At 69.2% G+C, this 20,487-nt stretch carries 18 protein-coding genes and 1 tRNA gene; 5 read left to right on the top strand and 14 right to left on the bottom strand.

Annotation, left to right across the window (positions count from 1 at the left end; translation table 11 throughout):
* Nucleotides 1-66 precede the first annotated feature (66 nt).
* From IE97_RS0118735 to IE97_RS0118725, 3 genes are read right to left on the bottom strand one after another with little or no spacing between them, the layout of a single operon-like run.
* Nucleotides 67-975 (bottom strand): carbohydrate ABC transporter permease, encoded by a 909-nt coding sequence (locus IE97_RS0118735; protein WP_030241333.1) that lies wholly within the window; start codon nt 973-975, stop codon nt 67-69.
* Nucleotides 976-987: 12 nt separating this feature from the next.
* Nucleotides 988-2,010, bottom strand: a complete 1,023-nt coding sequence (locus IE97_RS0118730; protein WP_030241330.1) for a carbohydrate ABC transporter permease — start codon at nt 2,008-2,010, stop codon at nt 988-990.
* Nucleotides 2,011-2,015: 5 nt separating this feature from the next.
* Nucleotides 2,016-3,335, bottom strand: coding sequence for an ABC transporter substrate-binding protein (locus tag IE97_RS0118725; protein WP_030241326.1), 1,320 nt, complete (start codon nt 3,333-3,335; stop codon nt 2,016-2,018).
* A gap of 398 nt (nt 3,336-3,733) precedes the next feature.
* Between IE97_RS0118725 and IE97_RS0118720 the strand changes: the two genes are divergently transcribed.
* Nucleotides 3,734-4,789 (top strand): LacI family DNA-binding transcriptional regulator, encoded by a 1,056-nt coding sequence (locus IE97_RS0118720; RefSeq protein WP_030241323.1) that lies wholly within the window; start codon nt 3,734-3,736, stop codon nt 4,787-4,789.
* Nucleotides 4,790-5,029: 240 nt separating this feature from the next.
* Nucleotides 5,030-5,707, top strand: a complete 678-nt coding sequence (locus IE97_RS0118715) for a DUF998 domain-containing protein (RefSeq protein ID WP_051705033.1) — start codon at nt 5,030-5,032, stop codon at nt 5,705-5,707.
* Nucleotides 5,708-5,766: 59 nt separating this feature from the next.
* On the opposite strand, the gene IE97_RS0118710 is transcribed toward IE97_RS0118715, so the two are convergent.
* From IE97_RS0118710 to IE97_RS0118695, 4 genes are all read right to left on the bottom strand, one after another.
* Nucleotides 5,767-5,839, bottom strand: a tRNA-His gene (locus IE97_RS0118710).
* A 115-nt stretch (nt 5,840-5,954) separates the two neighbouring features.
* On the bottom strand, nt 5,955-6,557 hold the full coding sequence (gene orn, locus IE97_RS0118705) for an oligoribonuclease (RefSeq protein WP_030241314.1): 603 nt from the start codon (nt 6,555-6,557) through the stop codon (nt 5,955-5,957).
* A 127-nt stretch (nt 6,558-6,684) separates the two neighbouring features.
* Nucleotides 6,685-7,989, bottom strand: a complete 1,305-nt coding sequence (locus IE97_RS0118700) for a helix-turn-helix domain-containing protein (protein ID WP_030241310.1) — start codon at nt 7,987-7,989, stop codon at nt 6,685-6,687.
* Nucleotides 7,990-8,367: 378 nt separating this feature from the next.
* Nucleotides 8,368-8,709 (bottom strand): hypothetical protein, encoded by a 342-nt coding sequence (locus IE97_RS0118695; protein ID WP_030241305.1) that lies wholly within the window; start codon nt 8,707-8,709, stop codon nt 8,368-8,370.
* 330 nt (nt 8,710-9,039) lie between these two features.
* Here IE97_RS0118695 and IE97_RS0118690 point away from each other — a divergent pair, with 330 nt between their 5' ends.
* Both IE97_RS0118690 and IE97_RS0118685 read left to right on the top strand, forming a co-directional pair.
* Nucleotides 9,040-9,567 (top strand): universal stress protein, encoded by a 528-nt coding sequence (locus IE97_RS0118690; RefSeq protein WP_030241300.1) that lies wholly within the window; start codon nt 9,040-9,042, stop codon nt 9,565-9,567.
* Between the two features lie 114 nt (nt 9,568-9,681).
* Nucleotides 9,682-10,242: a GPR1/FUN34/YaaH family transporter gene (locus tag IE97_RS0118685; RefSeq protein WP_030241295.1), complete on the top strand. Its 561-nt coding sequence runs from the start codon at nt 9,682-9,684 to the stop codon at nt 10,240-10,242.
* Nucleotides 10,243-10,396: 154 nt separating this feature from the next.
* Here the strand turns inward: IE97_RS0118685 and glmS are convergent, their stop codons facing one another.
* Both glmS and IE97_RS0118675 read right to left on the bottom strand, forming a co-directional pair.
* Complete coding sequence (glmS, locus tag IE97_RS0118680) at nt 10,397-12,214, bottom strand: glutamine--fructose-6-phosphate transaminase (isomerizing) (RefSeq protein WP_030241292.1); 1,818 nt, start codon at nt 12,212-12,214, stop codon at nt 10,397-10,399.
* Nucleotides 12,215-12,226: 12 nt separating this feature from the next.
* Entirely contained in the window at nt 12,227-12,484 is a 258-nt protein-coding gene (locus IE97_RS0118675) for a hypothetical protein (RefSeq protein WP_030241288.1), read from the bottom strand.
* Between the two features lie 190 nt (nt 12,485-12,674).
* Between IE97_RS0118675 and IE97_RS0118670 the strand changes: the two genes are divergently transcribed.
* Entirely contained in the window at nt 12,675-14,252 is a 1,578-nt protein-coding gene (locus tag IE97_RS0118670; RefSeq protein ID WP_234331830.1) for a beta-N-acetylhexosaminidase, read from the top strand.
* Between the two features lie 132 nt (nt 14,253-14,384).
* Here the strand turns inward: IE97_RS0118670 and IE97_RS0118665 are convergent, their stop codons facing one another.
* From IE97_RS0118665 to IE97_RS0118645, 5 genes are all read right to left on the bottom strand, one after another.
* Entirely contained in the window at nt 14,385-16,157 is a 1,773-nt protein-coding gene (locus IE97_RS0118665; RefSeq protein WP_030241279.1) for an IucA/IucC family protein, read from the bottom strand.
* Nucleotides 16,154-16,684 carry a GNAT family N-acetyltransferase gene (locus IE97_RS0118660; RefSeq protein WP_030241276.1) on the bottom strand — a complete coding sequence of 177 codons (531 nt, stop codon included), beginning with the start codon at nt 16,682-16,684 and terminating at the stop codon, nt 16,154-16,156. The genes IE97_RS0118665 and IE97_RS0118660 overlap by 4 nt, the downstream gene beginning before the upstream one ends.
* On the bottom strand, nt 16,681-17,958 hold the full coding sequence (locus IE97_RS0118655) for a lysine N(6)-hydroxylase/L-ornithine N(5)-oxygenase family protein (RefSeq protein WP_030241272.1): 1,278 nt from the start codon (nt 17,956-17,958) through the stop codon (nt 16,681-16,683). Before IE97_RS0118655 ends, IE97_RS0118660 begins: the two co-directional genes overlap by 4 nt.
* Nucleotides 17,942-19,384 carry a lysine decarboxylase DesA gene (desA, locus tag IE97_RS0118650; RefSeq protein WP_030241268.1) on the bottom strand — a complete coding sequence of 481 codons (1,443 nt, stop codon included), beginning with the start codon at nt 19,382-19,384 and terminating at the stop codon, nt 17,942-17,944. The genes IE97_RS0118655 and desA overlap by 17 nt, the downstream gene beginning before the upstream one ends.
* A 147-nt stretch (nt 19,385-19,531) precedes the next feature.
* Nucleotides 19,532-20,389 (bottom strand): siderophore-interacting protein, encoded by an 858-nt coding sequence (locus IE97_RS0118645; protein ID WP_030241264.1) that lies wholly within the window; start codon nt 20,387-20,389, stop codon nt 19,532-19,534.
* Nucleotides 20,390-20,487 lie beyond the last annotated feature (98 nt).

Here is a 20,487-nt window from a genome sequence, read left to right as displayed (position 1 = left end):
AGAGGAGGGGGGGAGGGGAGGACGAGGGGCCGGAGCGGCGCTGACCCGGCCCCCTCGGACAGGGCGTCAGCCCTTGACGGCGCCCTGCATGATGCCGCCCACGATCTGCTTGCCGAAGATCGCGAACACCAGCAGCAGCGGCAGCGTGCCCAGCAGCGCGCCCGCCATGATCAGGGACTGGTCCGGAGTGTAGCCGCGGCCCAGACCCGCGATCGCGACCTGCACGGTCGGGTTGCCCATCTGGGTCAGCACCAGGAACGGCCACAGGAAGTCGTTCCAGGTCTGCACGAACATCAGCATGCCCAGCACGGCCATCGCGGGCCGCGCCGCCGGGAACACCACGTGCCACACCACGCGCCAGCTGCTCGCCCCGTCGACCCGGGCGGCCTCGATGATCTCGTCCGGCAGCGCCTGGATCAGGTACTGCCGCATGAAGAACACGCCGAACGCGCTCACCAGCGACGGGAAGATCACCGCCTGCAGCTGGTCCGTCCAGTCCAGCTTGGCGACCATCATGTACAGCGGGATCACACTGAGCTGCGGCGGCACCATCATCGTGCCGATGACGATCAGCATCAGGGCGTTGCGGCCCTTGAAGCGCAGCTTGGCGAAAGCGAAACCGGCGATCGTCGACAGGACGACGATGGTCACCGCCGATATGCCGGCCACGATGGTGGTGTTGAGGAACGCCTCACCCAGGTTGGCCTCCTTCCAGGCGATCTCGAGCTTGTCGAAGAGGCCGGAGCCGAACCACAGCGGCGGTGGGGACTGGGAGAGCCGGTTGTTGTCGCGGGAGGCGGCGATCGCCGTCCACACCAGCGGGAACAGCGAGCCGAGGGTGAACAGGGCCAGGATCACGTACGCGATCGGCCCGGCGTGCAGCTGCCCGCCCGCCCGCGCGGACTTGGGGCGCCGGGTGCGCTTCTGCGGTGCGGGCACCGCGTCGGCCGGGGGTTTCGTCACAGTCGTCGTCACGGCCGGAACTCCTTAATGACTGGCGCGCAGCCGGCGCGAGATGACGTAGTTGACGATTCCGACCACGATGAGGATCAGGAACATCGACCAGGCGATCGCCGAGGCCCGCCCCAGGTGCTGGTTCACCCAGCCCTGCTCGTACAGGTACAGGCCCAGCGTCTGGAACTGGTGCTCGGCGCCACCGGAGGCACCCTTGGTCGCGTCGAACAGCAGCGGCTCACCGAAGACCTGGCTGGCCCCGATCGTCGACACGACACAGGTGAACAGGATCGTCGGCCGCAGCGACGGCAGCGTCACATGGAAGAACTGCTGCCAGCGGTTGGCCCCGTCCAGGGCCGCCGACTCGTACAGCTCCTGCGGGATGGCCTGCATCGCGGCCAGGTAGATCAGCGCGTTGTAGCCGGTCCAGCGCCAGATGATGATCGTCGAGACGGCGATCTGCGACGGCCATCTGTCGTTCTGCCAGTCGATCTCGCCGATGCCGACCTGGTGCAGGATCCAGTTGATCATTCCGTAGTCGCGGCCGAAGAGCAGCGCGAACACCAGCGCGGCGGCGGCGATCGAGGTCGCGTACGGGGCGAGCATCACGACCCGGTAGAAGGTCGAGCCGCGCAGCTTGTAGTTGAGGATGTGGGCGATGCCCATCGCCATCAGCAGCTGCGGAACGGTCGAGATGATGCCGATGACGAGGGTGTTCTCCGCCGCGTTCCAGAAGAAGTCGTCGTCGAAGATCCGGGTGTAGTTGCGCAGTCCCACCCAGCTCATGTCGGTCGGCGCCGTCAGCTCCACCTGGTGCAGCGAGGCCCAGCCCGTGTACACCAGCGGGAACAGGCCGAACGCGACGAACAGCAGGAAGAACGGCGACACGAAGGCGTACGGGCTCCAGCGCACGTCCCGCTGCCAGCGGCGGGACAGCCGGGCCCGCTTCTTCGCGTCCGCGTCCGCGTCGGCGGTCACGGCGCCGGAGCGCGGGCGGGCCGGGGCCGCGCCCCCCTCCTTGTCGGGGGGCGCGGCGGTGTCGTGCCGGGTGGCCATACCGGTCACTTCTCCAGCTTGTTGTCGATGGTCTTGACGGCCGTCTCCCACGCCTTGGCGGGGGAGGTGCCCTTGGTGACCAGGACGAGGCCGTTGTCGTTCAGGCTGGAGCCGATGACCTGGTCCTTGGGGCCGATGACCTGGACGGGGTTCGTCTTCGCCGCCTCGGCGAAGATCTCGCCGATCGGCGCGTCACCCGTCATCTCGTTCTTCGCGCCGGTGACTTCGGGTGTGGTGTACGTGGCGGGTGCGCTCGGGAAGTTGCCCTGCACCTTGAACAGCTTCGTCTGCTGCTCCGGGGCGGTCAGCCAGGCCGCCAGCTTCTGGGCCTCCTTCACGTTCTTGCCGCTCTTCGGCACGGTGAGGAAGGCGCCGCCCCAGTTGCCGGACTTCGGCGCGACGGCCACGTCCCACTTGCCCTTGGCATCCGGCTTCGAGTGCTCCTTGAGCGTGCCGAGCATCCACGGCGGGCAGGCGATCGCGGCGAACTTGCTGTTGGCGACCGAGGCGTTCCAGTCCGGCTGGAACTGCGGCAGGGAGCCGACCAGCCCGTCCTTGGCGGCCTCCGCGGTCAGCATGAAGGACTTCTTGACGACCGGGTTGTCCTTGTAGATGACCTCACCGGACTCGTCGTAGAAGCGGACCTTCTCACTGCCGAGGATGGCGCTCATCAGGCCACCGGGGGTGTCCATGAAGGTGGTGCCCTTGGGGGCGTTCTTCTGGTACTCCCGGCCGACTTCGACCAGCTTCTCCCAGTCGCCGGCCCACCGCTTGGCCAGCTCCTCGCGGTCGGTGGGCAGCCCGGCCTTCTCGAAGAGGTCCTTGCGGTAGCAGATGGCCACCGGTCCCACGTCGGTGCCGAGGCCGATCGTCCGGCCGTCCTGGGTGGTGGCCTGCTTCCACTTCCAGTCCAGCCAGTTGTCCGGCTTCACGCCGGGCGCCTTCGAGACGTCCTCGAGCTTGTCCGCCTGGGTGGCCACCACCTCGGCGATGTTGGCGACTTCGACGGCCTGGATGTCCATCAGGCCCGCGCCGGTGGTGAGGTGGTTGACGAGCGCGGGGTAGTAGTTCTCGTTCCGCTGGGTGACGTTCTCCTCGATCTTGATCTTCGGGTTGAGCTTCTCGTACTCGGCGAAGAGACCGGCCTCCTTGAACCCGAAGGTGCCGAAGAGCCCCAGCTTGATGACGGTCTTGCCATCGGCGTCCCCCGACGAGCCGTTGTCGCTGCCACCGTCGTCGGCACAGCCGGCCAGCAGCCCGGCGCCCAGCGACGCGACGGCCGCGAGGACCATCGCCTTGCGGGCGGTTCGGATGCGTGCTCGCATGTCGTCCTCCTGTTGCCCTGACGTGCCGACCCCCCGGCCAACTGCATTGTTGGACCCGTTTTTGCTCGCTGCGGCTCGGGCGGGGAACGTGCGGGTTGTGTATGTGTCAGGTACTGTGGGAGCGCTCCCACCAGTGATGTGTTGAAGGGTCGCGGGTCGGAGCGGGGGTGTCAAGGGACCAGACGGCGAGATATGCGTTCAGTTATCGGGCTGTTAACTGGACTCGCACCGGTGCTGGTTGCGGACCGGGACAACGGTATCCAGCCAGTCGGTCCGGCTCGGCCGGTGGAAGCGGAACGCCGGGGGCGGCAGCCCTCGGCAGCGGTCACTTCCATCGGCGAGCCTGTTAAATTCCAGGCCAGCCGCAGAGTGCGGGTGTGGACGGGAAGGCGGAGCCCATGGCAAGCCACGGAGCGCGGGGCCGAAGCGGTGGCCGGCCCACCCTCGAAGAGGTGGCGGCGCGCGCCGGTGTGGGCCGCGGCACCGTCTCCCGGGTGATCAACGGCTCGCCGAGAGTCAGCGACGCCACCCGGGCGGCGGTGGAGGCCGCCGTCGCGGAACTCGGCTACGTTCCCAACACGGCGGCCCGAGCCCTGGCCGCCAACCGCACGGACGCGATCGCGCTGGTGGTGCCCGAGCCGGAGACCAGGTTCTTCGCGGAGCCGTACTTCTCGGACATGCTCAAGGGCGTCGGAGCCGAGATCTCCGACACGGAGATGCAGCTGCTGCTGATCTTCGCGGGCAACGACCGGGAGCGGCAGCGGCTCGCCCAGTACCTGGCCGCCCACCGGGTGGACGGTGTGCTGCTGGTCTCGGTCCACGCGGACGACCCGCTGCCGGACCTGCTGGCGCAGTTGGAGATCCCGGCGGTGATCAGCGGCCCGCGGTCCTCGGCGGAGACCCTGCCGTCGGTCGACTCGGACAACTACGGCGGCGCCCGTCAGGCCGTCGAGCACCTGCTGTCCCGCGGTCGCCGCCGGATCGCCCACATCACCGGCCGCCTCGACGTCTACGGCGCCCAGCGCCGCATCGACGGCTACCGCGACGCCCTGCGGGACGCGGGCCTCGGAGCGGACGAGGCGCTGATCGAGGCGGGCGACTTCACGGAGGAGGGCGGCCACGGTGCCATGCGGGCGCTGCTGGAGCGCCACCCCGGCCTGGACGCGGTCTTCGCCGGTTCCGACGTCACCGCGGCCGGCGCCCGTCAGGCGCTGCGCGAGGCGGGGCGCCGCATTCCCGACGACGTGGCGCTCGTCGGCTACGACGACTCCGCCATAGCCCGCCACATGGATCCGCCGCTCACCAGCGTCCGCCAGCCCATCGAGGAGATGGGCCGCCGGATGATAGACCTCCTCCTCACCGAGGTCGCCGACCGCCGTCCCCTGGCGTCCCGGGGCCTCGACCGGCGCCAGGTGGTCCTGGCCACGGAGCTGGTGGCGCGGTCGTCGTCGTGACGGGCATCTCCGGCGCCAGCGCACGGTTCACGCCCCGCGGGAGCAGGCAGCGGCATGACCGCGGTCGGTGCACTGAGGTCCAGGCAGCGCCGCAGGGTCTCCACGTCGGGGACGAACCATCGCGCCGACGGCTGTCGTAGGGTCTGCCCCACCCTGTTCCGGGGGGCTTGCCGGAATGCCTGAGCCCGGCGCCGCATGATCGGCTGTCCGCACGGGATTCACGTGACGGAAGGTGGACAGGTGAGAGTCCGGATCGGGTACTCGGCATGGATCGTGGGCGTGGTGCAGTTCCTCGTCATCCACGTCATCGCCGAGTCGGCTTGGGCGAGACCGTACAGCTGGGCACGGAACAACATCAGCGACTTGGGCAACGTGCACTGTGCCCTGCAGCCAGAGCCCGAGCCGCGTTATATCTGCTCTCCCGATCACGACCTGATGAACGCGTCGTTCATCACTCTGGGAGCACTGCTCGTCGTCGGCGCCGTCCTGACCGGCGGTGCCCTGTGGCGCAGAGGCCCCGCCGCGGCCGTGGCGCGGCTGCTGCTCGCTGGTGCCGGCGTGGGATTCGTGCTGGCCGGTCTGGCTCCCGCGGACGTCAACGAGGACCAGCACGTCCTGGGCGCCTTTCTCATCATGGCGACGGGCAACATCGGTGTAGCACTGGCGGGATTGGCCCTGGCGGACCACGTTCCCGCCCCGTTGCGGTGGGGCACCAGCTTGCTGGGCGTCACGGCGGTCACGGCTTTCGGGCTGTTCCTCTCCCACCACTACCTCGGTCTCGGCATGGGAGGTATGGAGCGGGTCGCCGCCTTTCCTCTCCTGTTCTGGGCATGTGCTGCCGGTGTTCGTGGCCTCGTCCCTCGGACAGGTCGTACGCAGGAGGCGGTGTCGGCAGAGCGTCTCGGTCGCGTTGGCTGAGGCCGACAACGAGAGAGGCCGGCGGCTGCGTTCACGCAGCCCCCGGCCTCTCAAAAGAGGGTGAGTGACGGGACTCGAACCCGCGGCATCCTGGACCACAACCAGGTGCTCTACCAGCTGAGCTACACCCACCATGACCGGCTTGGAGATCAGTGCTGTCTCCGACCGGCCGAGAAAAAGTGTACAGGGTCCGAAGGGGTGCTCGCGCACGCCTTTCCCAGCGCCCCCCGACGGTCCCCTGTCACGCCTACTGGCCTGGCAGAACGTACTTCGCGGCGATCGTCCGCGCGGTGTCCGAGTCGGGCCCGGGCTGCGGGACGAAGACGGCCTCACGGTAGTAGCGCAGCTCCGCGATCGACTCGCGGATGTCGGCGAGCGCGCGGTGGTTGCCGTTCTTCTGCGGGCTGTTGAAGTAGGCCCGCGGGTACCAGCGGCGGGCCAGCTCCTTGATCGACGACACGTCGACGATCCGGTAGTGGAGGTAGTCCTCCAGTGTCGGCATGTCGCGCAGCAGGAACCCGCGGTCCGTGCCGACGGAGTTGCCGCACAGCGGGGCCTTGCCCGGCTCCTTGACGAACTCCCGCACGTACGTCAGGACCTGGTCCTCGGCGTCCTTCAGCGTCGTGCCGCCCGGCAGCTCGGCGAGCAGCCCGGACGCGGTGTGCATCTGACGCACCACCTCCGGCATCGTCTCCAGTGCCCGGTCCGGCGGCCGGATGACGATGTCCACGCCCTCGCCGAGCACGTTCAGCTCGGAGTCGGTGACGAGGGCGGCCACCTCGATGAGCGCGTCGTCCGACAGCGAGAGGCCGGTCATCTCGCAGTCGATCCACACCATGCGATCGTTCATGCGTCTCACCTTACGGCGAGCCGCCCGGCGCCGAGCCGACCGTGCGGTGACCTTGTGGCCAAGGCCTCCCCGCTCCGAAAAGGGACCGGGCCCGCGGGGGTCTCTCCCCGCGGGCCCGGTCACCGGCTCACGTCGCGCTGCGCTGCCCGGGCAGACTCGCCCGGCTGGGTATGTACGCTTCCCGCCCGTTGTCGGACGAAGCCGACGCGGACACGGCCGGGGCCGACCCGACCGCGCCGGCCGCAGCCGCACGGCGGGACTGGGGCGGGACGGGGTGCTCCGGGTGGCCGGAGGCGGATGGCTGGCCCGGCTGACCGGGATGCCCCGGGTGGCCGGGATACCCCGAGTAGCCGACCGGTGCGCCGGCCCCCGGCCCGCCCTGGGCGCTCTCGGTGTCCTGCGGCCGCTCGCCCTGCGGTCGACGGGCGCGGTACGCCGCCCGGTAGGCGGCCGGGGACGAGCCCAGCTGGCGGCGGAAGTGCCCGCGCAGGGCCACCGGCGACCGGAAGCCGCAGCGTCCCGCCACCTCGTCCACCGAGTAGTCCGACGTCTCCAGCAGCCGTTGCGCCTGGAGCACCCGCTGCGTGATCAGCCACTGCAGCGGAGCGCTGCCGGTCAGCGAGCGGAAGCGGCGGTCGAACGTACGACGGCTCATGTACGCGCGTGCCGCCAGCGTCTCCACGTCGAACTGTTCGTGGAGGTGCTCCAGCGCCCAGGCGACGACCTCGGCGAGCGGGTCGGCGCCGATCTCCTCCGGTAAAGACCTGTCGAGGTAGCGCTCCTGGCCGCCGCTTCGGCGCGGGGGCACGACGAGCCGCCGGGCCAGGGCGCCGGCCGCCTCGTTGCCGTGGTCGGTGCGCACGATGTGCAGGCAGAGGTCGATGCCCGCGGCCGTGCCGGCCGACGTCAGCACGTCACCGTCGTCGACGAACAGCTCCCGCGGGTCCACGTGCACCGACGGATAGCGTTTCGCCAGCGTCGGCGCGTACATCCAGTGGGTCGTCGCGGGACGGCCGTCCAGCAGGCCCGCCGCCGCGAGGACGAAGGCGCCGGTGCACAGCCCGACGATGCGGGCGCCCTCCTCGTGTGCCCGGCGCAGCGCGTCGAGCGCCTCCTCAGGTGGCGGAGAAGTGATCGAACGCCAGGCCGGTACGACGACCGTGCCCGCGCGGGAGATCGCTTCCAGGCCATGCGGTGCGCTGAGTTCCAGGCCCCCTGTGGTCCGCAGCGGGCCGTCCTCACCCCCGCACACCAGCAGTCGGTAGCGCGGTACGCCGGCGTCCTGGCGGTCGATCCCGAACACCGACAACGGTATGGAACTCTCGAAGATGGGGCCGCCGCTGAACAGCAGCACCGCGACGATCTCCTTGCGGCGTCGCCCGGAAAGCTTCCGGGCCGCGGCTTCCGGCGCGGCAGTGGAGTCGTGGCTCATAACTGCTAAGCCCCCCTCGGTGGTCGCGGCTCCTCGGTTGTGTCGCTCCTGCACGTTTCCCCTCGGTCCTGCACGAGTCCCCCGCCGTAGACAGTCAAGATCGAATCTACTGTGTCCGGTCGCGCCGAGTTGGCCGGTTCGGCACTCGGCAGATTGTCGACTTGGCAACTTGGCGTGAAGCATTCGATCACGAAGCGTTGCACTCGTGGGACGGGCAGGGAAGTGCGCCTTGTCGCGGTGGCCAATCCGCGTAGGGTGCGCAGGGCCCCAGAGGCCCTTTCCGTGCAGGTCGAACAGGGGTTGGGGGGTGCTCCGGAGGGGGCATGCCCAGGTGCGAGAAGTTGGCTGAAAACCGCCGTGCACGTGCACGGAAACCGGTCAGCTGACCGGTGTATCTCCCCCGGTGTGCCGTCCGCCACGGTGCGACCCCGTTCCGGTGCGGTGGTGCCTGCCGCGGTGGGGCGCCCGGTCCTCGGCCGCCATCCGGGCCGCGCCGCGCTCCGACTGGCGCAGCAGCACCCGGCAGGCGCCCGTGACGGCCGCCAGTCCGAGGGCCGTGCCGGCGGCGCCGCCCGGCGAGGTGCCGTACACCAGGAGCACGACCGGGACGAGCAGGCAGCTGAAGGCCGCCCAGCGGACCACGTCCCCCGCGGTGTCCCGCGGCGGCGGGGTCACGCGGTTCACGCGGTTCGCCTCGGAGGAGGGGCGAGGTCCGGACATGCGTGCTCCCTTGGCGTGACTCGCGGTGTTCAACGCTCGGCCGCAGGACAGGTCACTGTCCGACCCGATCGCCCCCACGGGTAAGTGAATCCTGTGCAAACCGCCTGTACAGCGCAGCAACCATTGCGTTACGGGCGTCGCCTCGTGCATGCTCCCTGGAACCCGCACGCACGGCGGGCGTGGTCTGGGTTAAGGAGGCGTGCCGCCGTACCCTTGGGGGTATGGGGTTGGGAAGACCATTCCCGGACACAGCTCAGCCGCACCTGCTGCATCCGTCAGCGAGCTCCGCTCGCGGGCCCACCCATAAAGGATCACAACGCCGAGACAGCCATGGCCGGTCACGAATTCTTCGAACCCGCGGACCGCAAGCGGCCCGTCGCCGATCCCACGGCGGCCGAGCCCCTGGCGGCGGAAGAGCCACGTCATTCCTGCGATCCCGCCTTCAAGCACGGGGTCGTCGTCGGCTTCGACGGCTCCACCTCCAGTGAGCGCGCCCTGGCGTACGCGATCGGCATGGCCCATCGCTCCGGGTCGGGCCTGATCATCGTGCACGTCGCCAACCGGCTGCCGACCACGGTGTGGGCGGGGTGCGAGCCGCCCGTCTTCGTGGACGTGCCGGACCACCGGACCGAGGTGCTCGGACTGGAGCTGGCGTGTGCGGACTACCTCACCGAGGTGCCCTGGATCCTGGTCGAGCGTGGCGGGGACATCTGTCACGAGCTCGAGGAGGTCGGCCGCGAGTACGAGGCCGACGCGATCGTGGTCGGGTCGACCAACGGCATCGTGGGCCGGATCTTCGGTTCGGTCGCCGGGCGGCTCGCCAAGCGGGCACAGCGGCCCGTCGTCGTCATTCCCTGAGAGCGACTCCCCTTGTGCAGTGCGTGAACCTACTCACGCGTAGAGGTGTTTGTGCCCTTGTGAAGGGCATATAGCGGGCACCGCACAACTGCACATGCACGAAGGGAGCCCGCCGTGGACAAAGACGTCTCCGCGGGAATCGGAATCACGACCGTGGTCGGTCGACTCGCCCTCGGAATCACCCTGTTGGCCTTCGGGCTGGGGCACACCGGTGTGCTCGACGGTGTGTCAGCCGCTGACGCCGGATCAATCGCCCAGTACGTGGGCGGTATCGCGCTCTTCGTCTCCGGGCTGATGGCCCTCCGGGAGGGCGACGCCGCCGGTGGCACGGCCTTCTCGGCGCTCGGGGCGCTGTGGTTCACGTGGGCCGTGTCCGACGTGGCCTCCGGCAATGAGGCCGGGCTGTTCCTGCTGTTGTTCGCCCTGGTGGCACTGTCTCTGACGTTGGCCGGTGGGGATCAGCTCGGGCAGGCGATGTACGGGCTGTTCTTCGTGGCGCTGCTGCTCATGGCGGTCGCCGAGTTCGCCGGTGGCGACGGGCTCACCAAGGTGGGTGGCTGGTTCGCCGTGGCTTCGGGAGCGGTGGCTTGGTACGCCGCGACCGCGGTGCTGGCGCACTGGCCGACCGTTCTTCCGCGACGTGCTGCCGGCCGAGGTGTGACGGCCACCGGCTGAAAGGGCAGCCGACGTCGGGGCGTTGGGCGGCCCCGGCGTTCTGACGGGCCCCCGGTGATGGGTGGCATCACCTGGGGGTCCGTCCTCTTGTTCGACCGGTGCGGGTGCGCTGTGGTTGCTCGCGCAGTTCCTCGCGCCCCTAGAAGAGAGTCACTTACTCAACCGTCACGGACTTGGCCAGGTTGCGGGGCTTGTCGATGTCACGGCCCAGGGCCAACGCCGTGTGGTAGGCGAGGAGCTGGAGCGGGATGCCCATCAGGATCGGGTCCAGCTCGTCCTCGTTCTTCGGGACGATGATCGTCTCGTCGGCCTTCTCTTCGTGCTGGTGGGCCACCGCGAGGATCTTGCCGCTGCGGGCCTTGATCTCCTCCATGGCCGCGCGGTTCTTCTCCAGGAGGTCGTCGTCGGGGACGATCGCCACCGTCGGGAGGGCCGGCTCGATCAGGGCCAGGGGGCCGTGCTTGAGCTCGGAGGCGGGGTAGGCCTCCGCGTGGATGTAGGATACCTCCTTGAGCTTCAGGGAGGCCTCGCGGGCCACCGGGTAGCCCCGTACCCGGCCGATGAAGAGCATCGAGCGGGCCTCGGCGTACTGCAGGGCCAGCTTCTTGACGTCCTCTTCCTGCTCCATGATCTCGGCGATCTGGGCGGGCAGCTTGCGCAGGCCCTCGATGATGCGCTTGCCGTCGCGGACCGACAGGTCGCGGGTGCGGCCGAGGTGGAGGGCGAGCAGGGCGAAGGCGACCGTGGTGTTGGTGAAGCACTTGGTGGAGACGACGCAGACCTCGGGCCCGGCGTGCACGTAGATGCCGCCGTCCGCCTCGCGGGCGATCGCCGAGCCGACCACGTTCACCACGCCCAGGACCCGGGCGCCCTTGCGCTTGAGCTCCTGCACGGCGGCCAGCACGTCGTAGGTCTCGCCGGACTGGGAGACCGCGACGTAGAGGGTGTCGGGGTCGACGACCGCGTTGCGGTAGCGGAACTCGGAGGCGGGCTCGGCGTCGGCGGGGATGCGGGCCAGTTCCTCGATCATCTGGGCGCCGATCAGGCCCGCGTGGTACGAGGTGCCGCAGCCGAGGATCTTCACACGGCGGATGCGCCGGGCCTCACGGGCGTCGAGGTTGAGACCGCCCAGGTGCACGGTGGAGAAGCGGTCGTCGATGCGGCCGCGCAGCACGCGGTCCACGGCGTCGGCCTGCTCGTGGATCTCCTTGTGCATGTAGGTGTCGTGGCCGCCCATGTCGTAGGAGGCGGCCTCCCACTCGACGGTGGTGGGCTCGGCGGTGGTGCGGGTGCCCTCGGTGGTGTACGTGCGGAAGTCGTCGGCCTTCAGGGTGGCCATCTCGCCGTCGTCGAGGGTGACGATCTGGCGGGTGTGGGCGACCAGCGCGGCGATGTCCGAGGCGACGAACATCTCCTTCTCGCCGATGCCGAGGACGACCGGGGAGCCGTTGCGGGCGACGACGATGCGGTCGGGGAAGTCGGCGTGCATGACGGCGATGCCGTACGTGCCCTCGATCAGCCGGAGGGTCTCACGGACCTTGTCCTCCAGCTTGGTCGCCTGCGAACGGGCGATGAGGTGGGTGAGGACCTCGGTGTCGGTCTCGGAGAGGAACTCGACGCCGTCCGCCTCCAGTTTGCGGCGCAGGTCGGAGGCGTTGTCGATGATGCCGTTGTGGACGACGGCGACCTTGCCCTCGGCGTCCAGGTGCGGGTGGGCGTTGACGTCGGAGGGGGCGCCGTGGGTGGCCCAGCGGGTGTGGGCGATGCCGGTCGTGCCCTTGAAGCGGGCGGGGACCTTGGCCTCCAGGTCGCGGACGCGTCCCTTGGCCTTGACCATCTTCAGGCCGGACGTCTTCGGGGAGGTGACGACGATGCCCGCGGAGTCGTAGCCGCGGTACTCCAGGCGCTGCAGGCCCTCAAGGAGCAGGGGAGCGACGTCACGCTTCCCGATGTAACCGACGATTCCGCACATAGATCCGTATTCCTAGCCGTAGACGATGCGCCGCAGCTGCCGGAGCGAGAGCTCCGGCGGGGCCACCGCGCGGTATTTGAGGTCCGCCTCGATCCGTTCGAAGATCGCCGCGTTGACCAGGCCCTGGGCCTGGAGCTCACGGTGGCGGCGACGGACGTACTCCTCGGTCGTCTCGTCGAAGTAGGCGAGCACGTCCTGGATCACACGCAGCGCCTCGCCCCGGCTGAGGGGGCTGGACCGCGTCAGATGATCAACGAGTTCGTCGTGCACCTGGTAGATCCTGAGCCACCGGCGAGAGTTTCGCAAGAATTCTGCCCGCTTTCGGGCATGTGAGCGGATCGACCTCCCCACGCACCGTCCTTCTGGACGCTTTTCGCCATGGGGTGGATTGTTCCACCGGTCTCACGAGAGAGTGGTCCAGACCTCTTGGAGCTCAATGGCTCATGGAAGGGACGTTTCTGTGAGAGCGCTTCGCCTTCTCGGTTCCCTGCTGCTGGCCGCGACGGGCGTCTCCGTGACAGGAGCCGCCCCCGCGACGGCGGCATCGCCCACCCCGCTCGACCGCGTGATCCCCGCGCCCGTCTCGGCCGCCCCGGGCGGGCCTCCCTATCGGATCACCCGCGGCACCCACATCCGCGTCGACGACTCCCGCGAGACCCGCCGCGTCGGCGAGTACCTCGCGAAGATCCTCCGCCCCTCCACCGGCTACCGCCTCCCCGTCACCGCCCATGGCACCGGAGGCATCCGGCTCCGCATCGCCGACGGCCCGTTCGGTGCCGAGGGCTACCGCCTCGACAGCGGCCGCAAGGGCGTCACCATCACGGCGGCGCGGCCCGCCGGCCTCTTCCACGGCGTGCAGACCCTGCGCCAGCTGCTCCCCGCGGCCGTCGAGAAGGACACCGTCCAGCCCGGCCCCTGGCTCGTCGCGGGCGGCACCGTCACCGACACCCCGCGCTACGGCTGGCGCGGTGCCATGCTCGACGTCTCCCGGCACTTCTTCACCGTCGAGCAGGTCAAGCGCTACATCGACCAGCTCGCCCTCTACAAGGTCAACAAGCTGCATCTGCACCTCAGCGACGACCAGGGCTGGCGCATCGCCATCGACTCCTGGCCCCGACTGGCGACCTACGGCGGATCGACCGAGGTCGGTGGCGGCCCGGGCGGCTCCTACACCAAGGCCCAGTACAAGGAGATCGTGCGGTACGCCGCCTCCCGCTACCTGGAGGTCGTGCCCGAGATCGACATGCCCGGTCACACCAACGCCGCTCTCGCTTCGTACGCCGACCTGAACTGCGACGGCGTGGCACCCCCGCTCTACACCGGCACCGAGGTCGGCTTCAGCTCGCTGTGCGTCGGCAAGGAGATCACGTACGACTTCGTGGACGACGTGATCCGCGAACTCGCCGCACTCACGCCGGGCAGGTACCTGCACATCGGCGGCGACGAGGCGCACTCCACCAGCCACGAGGACTACGTGAAGTTCATGGACCGGGTGCAGCCGGTCGTCGCGAAGTACGGCAAGACGGTGGTCGGCTGGCACCAGCTCACCGGGGCGACGCCGGCGCGGGACGCTCTCGCGCAGTACTGGGGGCTCGACGGCACCAGTGCCGAGGAGAAGGCACAGGTCGCCAAGGCCGCTCAGAACGGGACGGGGCTGATTCTGTCCCCGGCCGACCGGGTGTATCTCGACATGAAGTACACGAAGGAGACGCCGCTGGGGCTGTCCTGGGCGGGGTATGTCGAGGTGAAGCGGTCGTACGACTGGGATCCCGGGGCGTATCTGCCGGGGGTGCCGGGCGGGGCCGTGAAGGGCGTCGAGGCGCCGATGTGGTCGGAGACACTCGAGAACTCCGGGCACATCGAGTACATGGCGTTCCCGCGGTTGCCGGGGGTGGCCGAGCTGGGGTGGTCGCCGGCCGCTTCGCATGACTGGGAGCGGTACAAGGTGCGGCTTGCCGCGCAGGCTGAGCGGTGGAACGCCCTGGGGATCGAGTGGTACCGGTCGCCGCAGGTGCCGTGGGGTTCCGGCGGTCGGTGATGCGTCTGCGGGGGCGTGGGGGCTGGTCGCGCAGTTCCCCGCGCCCCCGGAAAAGGGCGCGCGGTTCCCGTGACCCTGAAACGACAGGCACCCCGGAGGACCGTACTCCGGGGTGCCCGCCTGTTCGTGGGGTCAGAACTCCGCGATCGGGTTCCTCAGGTTCCCGACCAGCTGGAGGGCGCCGGACGGGTCCGACAGGTCCACCATCTGTTCGTTGTTGCGGAGCTGGAGGCGGTTGAGGCAGGAGAGGGCGAACTCGGGGGCGAACATGTCGTACTGCCTGAACTTGTCGGCGAGTTCGGGCGTCGACTCCTGGTAGGCGCGGGTGACCTCCGCGACCGTGCGCCAGAAGTCGTCCTCCTCCAGGATGCCCTCGGTGGCGAGGTTCGCCGCGAGGAAGCGGAAGAAGCAGTCGAAGACGTCCGTGAAGATCGACAGGAGTTTCTTGTCCTCCGGGACCTCCACCCGCAGCCGCTCGACCGTCGGCGGCAGCACCGCCTCCGGGTCCATGACGGCGATCTCCTCGGCGATGTCCTTGTAGATCGCCCGCTGCACGACCCCGTCCTTCAGCACGAGGATGACGTTCTCGCCGTGCGGCATGAAGACCAGGTCGTAGGCGTAGAAGCTGTGCAGGAGGGGCGTGAAGTACGCCTGGAGGTAGCGGCGCAGCCACTCCGTCGGGGTGAGACCCGACTGCTCGATCAGCGCGCCCGCGACCGACGCACCCTCGTGGTCGACATGGACCAGGGACGCCATGGTGGCCAGCGACTCGCCCTGCTGGAGGGACGGCACCGGGCTCTCCCGCCACAGCGCGGCGAGCATCTTGCGGTACGGCGAGTAGCGGTCCGTGGCCTTCTCGTACTCCAGGTGCCGGTAGCCGACCGCGGCGCGCTCGCGGATGATCGACAGGCCGGTGGCCTTCAGCACCGGGTCGCCCTCGATGAGCTGGGCCAGCCAGTCGTTGATCGCCGGAGTGGCCTCCATGTAGGCGGCCGAAAGACCGCGCATGAAGCCCATGTTGATGACGGACAGGGCCGTCTTCACGTAGTGCTTCTCGGGGCTGGTCGTGTTGAAGAAGGTGCGGATGGACTGCTGGGCCAGGTACTCGTCGTCGCCCTCGCCCAGGCACACCAGGTGTTTCCGCGCGACCTCGGCCGCGAAGGTGACCGTGAGCTTGTTCCACCACTGCCAGGGGTGGACGGGGATCAGGAGGTAGTCGGCCGGGTCGAGGTCCTGGTCGCGCAGCACGCCGTGGAAGCGCTCGACGGTCTCCGCGCCCAGCTCCTCACGCAGGAACGACTCGTACTCGATGCCGACACCGGCCGTGAACGCGGCACGGGAGCGATGCGCGGCGAGCCAGACCAGCCGGACCGGGCTCGCCGTCTCGGGGGCGTACGACAGGTACTCGTGGATGCCGAAGCCGAGCCGTCCGTTGTTGGCCACGAAACAGGGGTGGCCCTCGGTCATGCCGGTCTCGATGGTCTGGAAGTCGCCGCGGGCGAGCTCGGCCGCCGTGAGCTGCGGCTTGGTGAGCTTGTAGCAGGTGCCGGAGAGGGTGGAGGAGATCTCCTCCAGGTAGACCGGCAGGATGCTGTCGCTCAAGCCCAGGGACTTCTGCAGTTCGATGAAGAAGTCCAGGGCCGCCAGCGGCTGCTCGGCACCGTCGCGGTGGCGGGTGATCGAGTCCGCGTCGACCTGCCAGTGGTCGAGGGCGCGCCGGGTGGCCCTGAAGGTGTACCGGGTCAGGCCGTCGTCGCTGCGGACGACGTACTCGCCGTCACCGGTGGCCTCCGGCGTGATGAGCCGCTCGTGCGCGAACTCGGCGAGGGCCTTGCGGATCAGGAGGCGGTTGGCCCGCGCCCAGCGGTGGGGGGACAGATGCGCTACGGCGTCGGACAGGGTCATACGGCTACTCCTCGGGCGGCCAGGAACTGTGCGCGCGTGCAGAAGCTGAGCAGCGCGCGCTTCTCCGGCTTCTGGATCTCGCGCTCGGGTACGAACCCGACGGCCTCGTTCAGGGCGTGGACCGCCTTGTTGTCCACGTCGGGCTCCACGACGACACGCTGCACCGCCGGGTCCTCGAAGAGGTGCGCCATCACGGCGGTGATGACGGACCGGGTGAAGCCGCGGACGGGCGTGTCGGTCGGCGGGGTGAGGAAGTGCATGCCGATGTCACCCGGCTGCGGCTCGTACAGGCCCACCAGTTCGCGGTGGGCCGGGTCGTACTTCTCCATCAGGAAGACGGGGACACCGTCCTGGAGGCCGAGCTCGGCGTGGTGGTGCTCGTCGGCCGCGATCTCGAGATAGGCGCGCTCGACGTCCTCCGGTTTCGCGTCCTGCATCATCCAGAAGGCGGCCTTGGGGTGGGTGACCCAGGAGTGCAGGAGACGGGCGTCCTTCAGCGGGTCGAGGGGGCGGAACGTGAAGGTCATACGGTGAACTCCTGGAACGCGATCGTCTTCTCGACCGGGTAGTACTCGGTGCCGAGCAGCTCGCGGATGATGTACGCGTTCCGGTACGGGCCCATGCCCAGGTCGGGGCTGGTGATGCTGTGGGTGTGGACGCCGGCGTTCTGGAGGAAGATCCCGCGGCCGGTGACGTCGATGGCGTAGTTGCGGGCCACGTCGAAGTTGCCCCGCGAGTCGTAGACCAGGCGGTCGCGGACCGGCTTCAGGAACTCGGGCTCGGCGTACTTGTAGCCCGTGGCCAGGATCAGGCCCTCGGAGGTCAGCTCGAAGTCCTTCTCCTGCTCCTCCTGGCGGAAGCCGAGCGTGTACGTGCCGTTCTCGTACACCGCGCTGTTCAGCGAGGAGTTGGTAAGCAGCCGCGTGGGCACGGGACCGCCGAGGTTCTTCTGGTAGAGCAGGTCGAAGATCTCGTTGATCAGGTCGCCGTCGATGCCCTTGAACAGGCCCTTCTGCTCGCCCGTGAGGCGGTAGCGGGTGGCCTCGGGCAGGTCGCGGAAGTAGTCGACGTACTCCGGGGACGTCATCTCCAGCGTGAGCTTGGTGTACTCCAGCGGGAAGAACCGCGGGGAGCGGGTGACCCAGTTCAGCCGGTAGCCGTGGACGTCGATCTCGCTGAGCAGGTCGTAGTAGATCTCGGCGGCGGACTGGCCCGAGCCGACCAGCGTGATCGAGTCCTTCTTCTGCAGCTCGGCCTTGTGCTGCAGGTAACGGGAGTTGTGGATGAAGTCGCCGCCCAGGCCCTGGCAGGCCTCGGGGATGTGGGGCGGGGTGCCCGTGCCGAGGACGAGGTGGCGGGCGCGGAAGACGTCTCCGGCCTCGGTGTGCACGACGTAGACGTCGTCCTCGTGGCGGACTTCCGTCACCGTCGTGCTGAAGCGGATGTTGCTCAGCTTGTTCGCGGCCCAGCGGCAGTAGTCGTCGTACTCGACGCGCAGCGGGTAGAAGTTCTCGCGGATGTAGAACGAGTACAGCCGGCCCTTCTCCTTCAGGTAGTTCAGGAAGGAGTACGGCGACGTCGGGTCGGCGAGCGTGACCAGGTCCGACATGAACGGGGTCTGGAGGTGGGCGCCGTCGAGGAACATCCCCGCGTGCCACTCGAAGTCGGGCTTCGACTCCAGGAAGACGCCGTCGAGTTCGGCGATGGGCTCGGTCAGGCAGGCCAGGCCGAGGTTGAAGGGGCCGAGCCCGATGCCCACGAAATCATGGGTTCTGGTCGGGTTGTCAGGACGCGCGGTCAAGGGACTCTCCCAGGTACTGCTCGGCGTGGCCGGCGATCAGGTCGAGGACGGCGGCGATGTCGGACGCCTGCGTCTCGGGGTTCAGCAGGGTGAACTTCAGGTAGTGGCGACCGGCGACCTTGGTGCCCGCGACGATGGCGTCTCCGGAGGCGAACAGGGCCTTGCGGGCGTAGAGGTTGGCCCGGTCGATCTCGGCGGGGTCGGTGACGTCCGCCGGGATGTAGCGGAAGACCAGCGTGGACAGGCTCGGCTCGACCACGACGTCGAAGCGCGGGTCGGCGGCGAGCAGCCGCCAGCCCTCGCGGGCCAGTTCGCACACCTCGTCGAAGAGCTGCCCGATGCCGTCGGCGCCCATGGTCCGCAGGGTCATCCACAGTTTGAGGGCGTCGAAGCGGCGGGTGGTCTGCAGGGACTTGTCCACCTGGTTGGGGATACGTTCCTGCACCATGCGGCGCGGGTTCAGGTACTCGGCGTGGTAGGTGGCGTGGCGCAGCGTGGCCGCGTCGCGGACCAGCACGGCGGAGGAACTCACCGGCTGGAAGAAGGACTTGTGATAGTCGACGGTGACCGAGTCGGCGCGCTCGATGCCGGTCAGGCGGTCGCGGTGCTTCAGGGAGGCGAGCAGGCCGCAGCCGTAGGCGGCGTCGACGTGCATCCAGGTGCCGAACTGCTCGCACAGCTCGGCGATCTCGGGCAGCGGGTCGATGGAGCCGAAGTCGGTGGTGCCGGCGGTGGCGACGACGGCCATGGGGACCAGGCCGTCCTTCCTGCAGCGCTCCAGCTCGCGGGCGAGGGCGACGGTCTGCATGCGCTTGTCGTGGTCGACGGGGATCGAGACGACTGCGTCCTGGCCGAGTCCGAGCAGTTTCGCGGACTTCTTCACGCTGAAGTGGCTGACCTCGGAGGCGAAGATGCGCAGTGTGCCGAGGCTGTCGCTCTTCGCCTCCTCGCGGGCCAGCAGCAGCGCCTGGAGGTTGGACTGGGTGCCCCCGGAGGTGAACACGCCGTCGGCGGCCGGCCCGAGGCCGATGCGCTCGCTTGTCCAGTCGATCAGTTTCCGCTCGATGAGCGTGCCGCCGGCCGACTGGTCCCAGGTGTCCAGCGAGGAGTTCACGGCGGACAGGACGGCCTCACCGAGCACGGCCGGTATGACGACCGGGCAGTTGAGGTGGGCCAGGTAGCGGGGGTGGTGGAAGTAGATCGCGTCCCGGAGGTAGACCTCCTCCAGTTCGTCGAGCACCGCGGCGGTGTCGTGCAGCGGCTGGTCGAGGTCGATCTCGTCGATGCGGGGAGCGAGGGCGTCGACGCTGACGCCGGTGAACGGCCTGTCGGTGGCGGCGAGTTTGGCGGCCACCCGCTCGACTCCTTCGGTCACGGAGCGGCGGTACTGCTCCGCGGTGGTGTCGTTGAGCAGGTGCGAGCGCATGTAGGGGTCCTCCGGTGGGGACAGTCCGGTACGGGACAGGGTGGCTGAACCGCCGGTTCAACTTAGGTAAGCCTAACCTAAATTGACTGACGGAGAACAGGCCCCTGCCGTGACTGTGGTCACTCAGGTTTCATCGCTGACGGTCGGTCACGCTTCGGCCCGCAGCTCTTCCTCGCTCACGCCGTGGCGCCAGTAGCCGACGAAGGTGACCCGACGGCGGTCGACCCCGCGCTCCTGCACGAAGTGCCGCCGCAGTCGCTTCACACAGCCGGACTCGCCGGCGATCCAGACGTAAGGGCGGTCAGCGGCGGTGACGGGGTGGTCGCGGAGCAGGTCGAGGGCCATGGGTGACCCCTCGTCGTTCCCCCTCTCCTCCCGTACCAGCCAGGTGATCTCGGCGTCCGCCTCGGTCGCCAGGTCCTGGATGTCCCCGGCGTGGGGTACCTCCAGCCAGACCCGGGCGCGGGTGCCGGCCGGGAGTGACTCGACGATGGCCGAGGCGGCCGGTACGGCGGTCTCGTCGCCCCAGACGAGCACGAGGCCGGTGTCCTCGGGCGGCCGGAAGCGGATCGCCCGGTTGTCCGCGATGGCCGGCCCCAGGAGCAGGACCCGGTCTCCGGCCGTCGCCCGGGCGGCCCAGCGGGAGGCGGGGCCGGCCTGGACCGAGGCGCCCGGCTCGATGCCGTGCAGGGCGAAGTCGATGTCGATCTCGTCCGGGTCGCGGCGCAGTGCGCGCAGGGTGTACGACCGCATCACGGCCCGTACGTCGTCCGGCAGTTCACGCCACCCCTGCCACCATCCGTCACCGAGCTCGAGCGGAACGACCGGCTCGGGCTGCCCGGGGTGGGGCAGGAACAACGACAGCGACTGGTCGCGCCCGTCGGAGTGGAAGGCGTGCAGATCCGGCCCGCCGAAGGTGACACGGACCAGCGACGGACCGAGCCGCCTCGTCCGTACGACCTGGAGTGAGAAGAAACGGAACGGGGCGGCTACGGCGGTAGTCATAGGGACTCCTGAGTCTTCGTCAGGCAGTGGGGGGTGCACCTCAGGGGCGTGGGGAACTGCGCGACAAGCGGGATGCGGCCGCGGCCGCGGACCTGGCC

The organism is Streptomyces sp. NRRL S-455, assembly GCF_000717875.1.
Lineage (GTDB): Bacteria > Actinomycetota > Actinomycetes > Streptomycetales > Streptomycetaceae > Streptomyces.
This window is presented reverse-complemented; position numbering and strand designations above follow the sequence as displayed.

What these genes read in the sequence shown, in the direction of transcription:
- IE97_RS0118730 (WP_030241330.1), bottom strand. Translation starts at nt 2,010, where the DNA reads ATGGCCACCCGGCACGACACCGCCGCGCCCCCCGACAAGGAGGGGGGC.
- IE97_RS0118725 (WP_030241326.1), bottom strand. Translation starts at nt 3,335, where the DNA reads ATGCGAGCACGCATCCGAACCGCCCGCAAGGCGATGGTCCTCGCGGCC.
- IE97_RS0118720 (WP_030241323.1), top strand. Translation starts at nt 3,734, where the DNA reads ATGGCAAGCCACGGAGCGCGGGGCCGAAGCGGTGGCCGGCCCACCCTC.
- orn (WP_030241314.1), bottom strand. Translation starts at nt 6,557, where the DNA reads ATGAACGATCGCATGGTGTGGATCGACTGCGAGATGACCGGCCTCTCG.
- IE97_RS0118700 (WP_030241310.1), bottom strand. Translation starts at nt 7,989, where the DNA reads ATGAGCCACGACTCCACTGCCGCGCCGGAAGCCGCGGCCCGGAAGCTT.
- IE97_RS0118695 (WP_030241305.1), bottom strand. Translation starts at nt 8,709, where the DNA reads ATGTCCGGACCTCGCCCCTCCTCCGAGGCGAACCGCGTGAACCGCGTG.
- IE97_RS0118690 (WP_030241300.1), top strand. Translation starts at nt 9,040, where the DNA reads ATGGCCGGTCACGAATTCTTCGAACCCGCGGACCGCAAGCGGCCCGTC.
- glmS (WP_030241292.1), bottom strand. Translation starts at nt 12,214, where the DNA reads ATGTGCGGAATCGTCGGTTACATCGGGAAGCGTGACGTCGCTCCCCTG.
- IE97_RS0118665 (WP_030241279.1), bottom strand. Translation starts at nt 16,157, where the DNA reads ATGACCCTGTCCGACGCCGTAGCGCATCTGTCCCCCCACCGCTGGGCG.
- IE97_RS0118660 (WP_030241276.1), bottom strand. Translation starts at nt 16,684, where the DNA reads ATGACCTTCACGTTCCGCCCCCTCGACCCGCTGAAGGACGCCCGTCTC.
- desA (WP_030241268.1), bottom strand. Translation starts at nt 19,384, where the DNA reads ATGCGCTCGCACCTGCTCAACGACACCACCGCGGAGCAGTACCGCCGC.
- IE97_RS0118645 (WP_030241264.1), bottom strand. Translation starts at nt 20,389, where the DNA reads ATGACTACCGCCGTAGCCGCCCCGTTCCGTTTCTTCTCACTCCAGGTC.